This window comes from Thermodesulfobacteriota bacterium (genome assembly GCA_040756475.1).
Lineage (GTDB): Bacteria > Desulfobacterota > Deferrisomatia > Deferrisomatales > JACRMM01 > JBFLZB01.
Genome location: JBFLZB010000195.1, coordinates 1 through 8,074, shown reverse-complemented (window position 1 = coordinate 8,074; position 8,074 = coordinate 1). Strand labels below are relative to the sequence as shown.

Genomic DNA, 8,074 nt, shown 5'->3' with positions numbered 1-8,074 from the left:
GCCGGGCATGCGCACGTCGAGGAGCGCCGCGCCGGGCTCCCCTGCTGCGGCGCCGTCCTCGAGGGTCGCCAGGGCGTCTTCGGCCGTGCGGGCGGTGCGCACCGCAAAGCCCAGGTCCTCCAGGCCCGAGGCCAGACTCTGGAGGAGAAGGGGGTCGTCGTCCACCAGGAGCAGGGTGGGCCGGGGGGCAGGGGGCGCGCCGGCCTCGGCCGGAGGCGAGGCGGGGAGCTCGATCTCGAACCGGGCCCCCCCTTCCGTCGGGGACACGAGGCGGATGCGCCCCCCGTGGTTCTCCACGATCCCGTAGACGATGGACAGCCCCAGCCCGGACCCCTTGCCCACCTCCTTCGTGGTGAAGAAGGGGTCGAAGACCTTCCCCGCCAGGTCCCCGGGGATGCCGGGGCCCGTGTCGGCAACCGTGAGGAGCGCGCCGCGGCCCCCCGGGACGGCCTGCGTGGAGATGCGCAGGCTTCCCTTCCCTGCCATGGCGTCGACGGCGTTGAGGGCGAGGTTCAGCACCACCTGCTGGAGCTGGGTCTCGTCGGCCGCCACCAGGGGCAGCCCCTCTCCGGGGTGCCACTCCAGGTTCACCTGCTTCAGGCTCGGCCGCAGCAGGCGAAGTGCCCCTTCCACGGCGCCGTTGAGTTCCAAGGGCACCCGGCGGGCGCCCCCCGCCCGGCTGAAGGCCAGCAGCTGCTTGACTACCTCCGAGGCCCGGCCCGTGGCGGAGTCGATGGTATCCAGATAGGTGCGGGCGCGCGGCTCGGCCACCCGCCGCCGGAGCACCTCGACGCAGGGAACGATGGCCCCCAGGATGTTGTTGAAGTCGTGGGCGACCCCGGCGGCGAGCCGGCCGATGCTCTCGAGCTTCTGGGACTGGAGGAGCTGGCGCTCCAGGTCCCGGCGCTCGGTCACGTCCTGGGCCACCATCACGCCCCCTTCCTGCCCTTCCAGCGGGGTGAAGCTCACCAGGTAGGTGTGCGGCCCCCGGCGAACCTCGGCGACCACGGGCTCCGGCGAGCAGCACGGTCCGGGGGCGCCCCACAGGCTCTCGCAGGGGCGGCCCGTCATGGGGCCGAAGCCGCGCACCGCAGCGGGGTTCGCGTAGGCGATCACCCGCTCCCGGTCCACCAGGAACACCGCCTGGGCCATGCCCGAGAGCACCGTCTCGAACAGGCGCTTCTGTTGCTCCACCTCCCGGGTCTTGTCGCGTACCTTGTCCTCCAGGAGGAGGTTGGCGTCCGCGAGCTCCCGATTCTTCACCTCCACCTCGTCCAGGACCTCGGCCAGGTGGCCGGCGAGGCCGGAAAAGGCCTGGGAGAGCACCCCCACCTCATCGGTGCGCGACAGGGCCGGCGGGGGCTCGGGCGCCTCGGGGGTGAACCCCCGGGCCCACCCGGTCAGGGCCTCCACGTCGTCGGAGGTGGTGGCCACCACCTTGCGGTAGAGGAGGAAGAAGAGGGCGAACCCCACGCACCCGCCCCCCGCCTGCCACAGGGCCAGTCGCCACGTCAGGGCACGCAGATCGCCCACGGGCCAGAGAACGGCATAGGTGCCGTAGGGCCGGTGCCCCACCTCCAGGCGGAAGGTCCGAAAGTCGTAGGCCCTGCCGTTGATCACCGTGTGGCCGCCCGCCCCCGGGGTTCCTCCCGCGGCTCCGAGGTGCCGCTGGCCCCCGGGGACCGCCAGGCTGGTTGCCAGCAGGTGCCCCTGCTCGTCGAGGAGGGCGATCTCTCCCCCCGCCCGGCGGGCCAGGCGCTCCATGGTCTGCCGGTCCAGGGGCAGGGCCGCGAGGATCACCTCGGCCACGCCCCGGTCGTGCTCCCGGGGCGAGGCGCCCAGGAGCCGCGGGGGTTCCCCTTCGGCCACTTCGAGCGCCACCGAGGGGATTCCGGCGAAGGCGCGCTCCAGGAGGCGCGCGTGCTCTCCCCGGCGCTCCCAGAACTCGGGGTTCCCCGCGCCCACCACGTGGAGGCCGTCGCGCTTGAGCCACTGGAGGGTGTGGACCTGGACCTCGCGCAGGACGCGGGCCTCGAGCCCCAGGGCTTCGATCCTTCCCAGATCCGCGAGGATCCGGGTGCGGAAGAGCAGGGCCTCCTCCGCCTCCCGGAGCGCCTCCGCAAACCGGTGGCCCACCTCGTGGATGCGCTCCTCCACCGTGGTCCGGTAGGAAAGGAACAGGATGCCCACCGTGAGCACCAGGCTCAGGACGGCCAGCCCCCCGAGGAGCCCCGCGAAGGAGAAGAGGAAGCGCCGGCGAAGGCTCGTGGTGCGGCTCATCGGTAGTGGAAGAAGTCGGCCAGCTGGTCCGAGACGGCCCCCACCATCTCGTAGAGGTTGGCGTAGTCGGTGTCGGCAGTTTCCAGGAACCGCTCGGCCCCCAGGTCCGAGAGGGCCTTGCGGCCCCGGGGCGTCTGATCCATGGAGAGGAGGAGCCCCCGGATCTGCTCCTTGAGCTCCGGGGTCAGGAGCGGTCCGGCGGCAAAGCCGTTGGAGGGCACGGGGGGCGAGGCCGCCACCTCCCGCAGCGCTCCCCGCAGGCCCGGCTCGCCCGCGGCCATCTCCTGGTACACCAGGTCCTTGGCCGCCGCCACGTCGGCCCTGCCGTCCAGGACCGCCCGCAGGGCTGCCTCGTGGGAGCCGGCGTCCACGAAGCTTCCGAAGAACGCTTCGGGGGCCGGGAGTCCCCGGGTGCCCAGGGCGTAGAGGCACCAGAGATATCCGGCGGTGGTGGCGCGCCCCGAGTGCACGAGCCGGGCGCCCGCCAGGTCCTCGACCCTGCGGTAGGGGCTGCCGGCGCGCACGTAGAACACGCCCCGGTAGTGGGAAACGCCCGCGTATTCGGGACGGGCCAGCACCTGCACGCCCGCCTCCAGGTGGGTGACGATGTAGGTGAAGCTTCCCAGGAGCGCGGCGTCCACCTGGTTGGCGCGAAAGGCCTCCAGGAGGGCGGTGTAGGAGGGCTGGTGCACGAGCTCCACGGGCCGCCCGAGCCGCTCTTGCAGGTACCGGGCGAGGCCGCCGTACTTGAGCTCGAGGGAGACCACGTCGCGCATGGGGGGCACGGCCACCCGGATCTCTCGCCGTAGGGCGATCAGGGCGTGGGCGCCGAGGACCTGCCGGCCCGCCTCCGAACCCGCGAAGTCCAGGAAGGCACGGGCCTGGGGGGACACGGGGTCGCGCACCGCGAAGGCCAGGGCGCGAGACAGGCGGTAGCGCCCGCTGCGCAGGGCTTCCGGGTCGGGGTAGACCCCGTCCAGCCGTAGCACGTCCACCTTCTCCCCCAGGGCCAGGGCGCTGCGCAGGCTCGTGTACCCCAGGGCACCCGGGTAGGCCTCCAGGGCCGACTCCATCAGGTCCTCGCCCTCCAGGACGGCGGCCCCGGGCTCGATGGCCAGCTCCCCGAAGGGCCCCGCCCGCAGGAGCCGCTTGGTCGAGCTGAACTCGGGCCGGTCCAGGAGGACAACCGGCCGGTCGGCGCCCCCCACCTCGGCCCAGTTGCGGACCTTGCCGCTGTAGAGCTCCCGGAGCTGGCGGGTGGAAAGCCCAAGGACGCCGGTGCCCCGGTGGGCGGCAAAGACGATCGGCTCACTGGCGAAGGGGTAGACGAAGAGCCCTCCCCGTTCCTCCCGGCCGGGCTCCCGCGCCAGGTAGGCGAGATCGAGTTCGCCGGCCCGCAGCGCCTGCAGGGCGGCCGGCGTGTGGGCCGAGGGCAGGTGGCGGACTGCGACGCTCGGCCGGGACGCGGCAAAGTCCGCGAGAAGGTGTCCTGCCACGTCCCGGGCCACGGGGGAGCCGGCCACCCGCAGGGGAGCCCGGCCGTCGGAGCCGGGGTTGCCGGTGCACGCCGCCAGGACCGCCAGCGAGGCGACCACGGCCCAGACCCCCCCCCAACGGACGGTTCGCTTCATGGAATCGCGCCTTTCGGCCTTCGCGGAGCGCCGGTGCGGCCCCGAGACGTCACGCATCGGCCGCAGCGGCGGGGGAGTTGAATCCTGCCCCACAGACCCCGCACAACCGGCACTCCCCTTGGAAACGGGCCCGACAGGGGCGGGGCGGTGCTCCGCGCCAGGCGGCCTCGCGCTCCGCCAGGAGGTGCTCCCGGCCCGGCAGCCCCCGGGCGACATCCCAGGGCAGGGGGCCGGAGGGGTCTCGCGGCCCGTCGAGCACCCGGGCGGCGATCTCCGACCGCAGGGCCGACCGCCAGTCCCCCGTGCGCCGGGCCGCGTCCAGGAGCGGCGCCACCTCCCTTCCCCCCCGGGAGAGCAGCCCCTGGACCCGCGCCCACTTGGGGGCCTCCCCCACCGCCCGCACCCCCTTTTCCCGGCCGCACAGGCGCTGGAGCAGGCGCAGGCGGCTGCGCAACAGTGCCTCGGGAGCCATGGCCTCCCACTGGAAGGGGGTGTGGGCCTTGGGAACGAAGGGCGCGGCGCTCACCGTGACGGTCCCCCCCAGGGCCGCCCGGGCCGCCGCGGCCACCCCGGCCAGGGCCTCCACGTCCTCGTCGGTCTCCGTGGGCAGCCCCACCATGGCGTAGATCCGCAGGTTGCGCAGGCCCGCCTCTCCGGCCATCCGGGCCGCCCGGAGCACGTCTTCCTCCGAGATTCCCTTTCCCAGGAGCCGCCGCAGCCGTTCGCTGCCCGCCTCCAGGGCGACGGTCAGGGTCTGGAGGCCTCCGCGCACCAGGAGCTGCAGAATGTCCGGGTCGAGGTTTTCCGCCCGAAACGACGATACGGTAAACCCGGCGCCCTCGTCCAGGAGGGCCCGGGCCAGCTCCGGGAGCTCCGGGTGGTCCGAGACCGCGGCCCCTACCAGGCCCACCCGGCCCACCCGGCGGGCCCCGAGCCGGGCGTGGGGCAGCAGGGCCTCCAGGGGCAGGAAGCGGGCGGGGCGGGTGCCGTACCCGGCGGCGCAAAAGCGGCAGGCGTGGGGGCACCCCCGGCTCACCTCCAGGAGGTACGCCCCCCCGAAGGCATCGCCGGAGGCGAGGATGCGCGTCCGGGCCGGGTCCCAGGGGTTTTCGGCCCAGACCCGCGCCACGGAGTCCGGCGCGGCGTCCAGGGGGAGGGGGCGGTCCGAGCCCTCGGCGGGGGCATAGCAGGACGGCACGTAGACCCCGGGCAGGGCCGCCTCGGCGAGCTCCCGGAGGAGCGCCGGGCGGGGCATGCCGCGGCGGGGCAGGAGAAAGCCGTGGAGGCGCGCCAGGCCCGCTTCCGCTTCGCCCAGGAAGGCGACATCCAAGAAGGGCGCCAGGGGTTCGGGGTTCAGGGAGACCGCCACTCCGCCGCCGAGCACCAGGGGGTGTTGGGCGGTGCGGTCCTCCGAGGGCAGGGGAACACCTGCGGCCTCCAGGAGGTTGAGGGCCTCCGGGTAGTCTCCCTCGAAGGAGAGGCTCAGGGCCACCACGTCGTACTCCCCCAGTGCCCGGCCCGCTTCGAGGGTGCGGGGAAAGTCCGCAAACGCCCGGTGGCAGCGAGCCCCCGGCAACCCCGCCAGGAGCCCCACCACCGCCTGAAACCCCAGGTTGGCCATCCCCAGGCAGTGGCGGTTGGGGTAGACCACCGCATAGCGCAGCTCCCCGTCCCCCGAAGGGGCGGGGAGCTCGAGGATCTGCTCGGAGGGGGCCGAGACTTCCGCCGGGCGGCGGGAGGCGGTACCTCGGCTCAAGGGGCCTCCGGGCAGCGGGGCCGGCCGCCGTGGGGTCGGGGGGCGGGCATGGTGCGGTTCCTCCGGCGAGCGGGTGGAGCCCCCATCATAGCGCGCCTCCCCCTCCCCCGGGGAACACCCCCCTCCAAATCGAAATCGAAATCGAAATCGGGGTCGATCTCGATTTCTATTTGGATTTCGACCGGGGGGGACGGCCCCCCCTGGCGTGGGGAACCCCTACCCCGCCGGCCGGTAGTTGCGCATGAGCAGCGAATTGGTGACCACCGAGACACTGGAGAAGGCCATGGCGGCGCCGGCGATCATGGGGTTGAGGAGCCAGCCGGTAAAGGGGTAGAGGGCGCCGGCGGCGATGGGAATGCCCACGGTGTTGTAGACGAAGGCCCAGAAGAGGTTCTGGCGGATCTTGCGCAGGGTGTAGCGGCTGAGATCCATGGCCCGCACCACGTCGCGCAGATCGTCCTTCACGAGCACGATGTCGGCGGACTCGATGGCCACGTCGGTGCCCGTGCCCAGCGCGATCCCCACATCGGCCTGGGTGAGGGCCGGGGCGTCGTTGATGCCGTCGCCCACCATGGCCACGGTGAGCCCCTCGGCCTGGAGCGCCGTCACCTCCCGCGCCTTCTCGGCCGGGAGCACCTCGGCCAGGACCCGGTCGATCCCCACCTGGCGGCCGATGGCCTCGGCCGTGCGCCGGTTGTCCCCCGTGAGGAGCAGCACCTGCACCCCTAGCCGCTTCAGGGCGGCCACGGCCTCCCGGGAGTGCTCCTTCAAGGTGTCGGCCACCGCCAGGAGGCCCGCCGGCCGGCCGTCCACCCCGACGCACAGGGCGGTCTTCCCCTCCCCCTCGAGGCGCTCCTTCTCCGCCAGGAGGGGGGCTGGATCCACCCCGGCCTCGGACAGGAAGCGGGCGGTGCCCACCAGAACCCGCCTCCCTTCCACCTGGGCGGAGATGCCCTTGCCCGGCTCGGCCCGGAAGCCCTCGGCCCGAGGAAGCTCGAGATCCTGTTCCCGGGCAGCGGTGACGAGAGCCTCCCCCAGGGGATGCTCCGACCCGGTCTCGGCGGCCGCCGCCAGGGCCAGGAGCTCCGGTGCGGCAAATCCGGGCGCCGGCACCGCGTCGGTGAGCCGGGGCTCCCCCCGGGTGAGGGTGCCCGTCTTGTCGAAGACCACGGCCTGGACCTCCCCCGCCTGCTGGAGCGCTGCCGCTCCCTTGATGAGGATGCCGAGCTCCGCCCCCCGGCCCGTGCCCACCATGACCGCCGTGGGGGTGGCGAGCCCCAGGGCGCAGGGGCACGCGATGATGAGGACGGCAATGAAGGCGGTGAGCGCCGGCCCCAGGGGGGCTCCCTCGGGGGTGAGCCACGCGTGGAGGGCCAGCGCCGCCAGCAGCACCACCGCCGGCACGAAGACCGCCGCCACCTTGTCCGCGAGATCCTGGATCGGCGCCTTGGAGCCCTGGGCTTCCTCCACCAGGTGGATGATCTGGGCGAGCGCCGTCTCGCTCCCCACCCGGGTGGCCTCGAAGAGGAAGGTGCCCGTCTTGTTTACCGTGGCCCCGATGACCACGTCGCCGAGCCCCTTCTCCACGGGGAGGGACTCGCCGGTGATCATGGACTCGTCCACCGCCGAGCTCCCCTCGAGCACCCGGCCGTCCACCGGGATCTTCTCCCCGGGACGCACCCGCACCCGGTCTCCCACCTCCACCTCCTCCACCGGCACCTCGATCTCCCGGCCGTCCCGGAACACCCGGGCGGTCCTGGGCTGGAGCCCCACCAGCTTCTTGATGGCCTGGCTGGTCTTGCCCCGGGCGATCGCCTCCAGGGTCTTCCCCAGGAGGATGAAGGCGAGCAGGAGGCCCGCGACCTCGAAGTAGAGGTGGCCGCCGCCCCAGAACGTCTGGTAGAGGCTGTAGAGGTAGGCGGTCCCGGTGCCGATGGCTACCAGGCTGTCCATGTTGGGGGAGAGGTTCCAGAGGGCCCGGGACCCGTTGGCGTAGAAGTGGAAGCCCGCGGCGACGATGGGGGTGCACAGGGCGAGCTGGAGGAGCCCCATTTCGCGATGGGTGAGGCGCGGGACGGGCAGGCCCACCATCTCCCCCATGGCCACGTAGAGGAGGGGCAGGGCAAAGGACCAGGCCACCAGCAGCCGCACCCGAAAGTGCCGCGAGTCGGCCTCCCGGGCCTCGGTCTCTGCGTCTCGGCTTTCGGCGGGTCTCGCCCCGTACCCGGCGGCCTTGACCGCCTCGATCATCCGGGACACCCGGATCCGGGACGGGTCGTAGGCGACCCGCGCGCGGGAGGTTGCGAGGTTCACCGAAGCAGACTCCACGCCGGGGAGACCCCCCAGGGCCTTTTCCACCAAGCCCGCGCAGTGGGCCGAGTCCACCCCTGTGAGCGAGAGCTCCGCC

4 protein-coding genes are annotated in these 8,074 nt (G+C 73.3%); all 4 read right to left on the bottom strand.

What is annotated here, in order from left to right; genetic code table 11:
• The coding region (locus AB1578_19755; protein ID MEW6490129.1) for an ATP-binding protein at window positions 1–2,280 on the bottom strand (2,280 nt) is incomplete at its 3' end.
• Window positions 2,277–3,911, bottom strand: coding sequence for a phosphate/phosphite/phosphonate ABC transporter substrate-binding protein (gene phnD, locus AB1578_19750; GenBank protein ID MEW6490128.1), 1,635 nt, complete (start codon window positions 3,909–3,911; stop codon window positions 2,277–2,279). The genes AB1578_19755 and phnD, both read right to left, overlap by 4 nt.
• 49 nt (window positions 3,912–3,960) lie before the next feature.
• Window positions 3,961–5,667, bottom strand: a complete 1,707-nt coding sequence (locus tag AB1578_19745) for a radical SAM protein (GenBank protein MEW6490127.1) — start codon at window positions 5,665–5,667, stop codon at window positions 3,961–3,963.
• Between the two features lie 216 nt (window positions 5,668–5,883).
• Window positions 5,884–8,074 (bottom strand): heavy metal translocating P-type ATPase (locus AB1578_19740; GenBank protein MEW6490126.1); only part of this gene is annotated, 2,191 nt, incomplete at its 5' end.

Excerpts from the sequence above, each read along its gene's own strand:
- phnD (MEW6490128.1), bottom strand. The coding sequence starts at position 3,911 with ATGAAGCGAACCGTCCGTTGGGGGGGGGTCTGGGCCGTGGTCGCCTCG.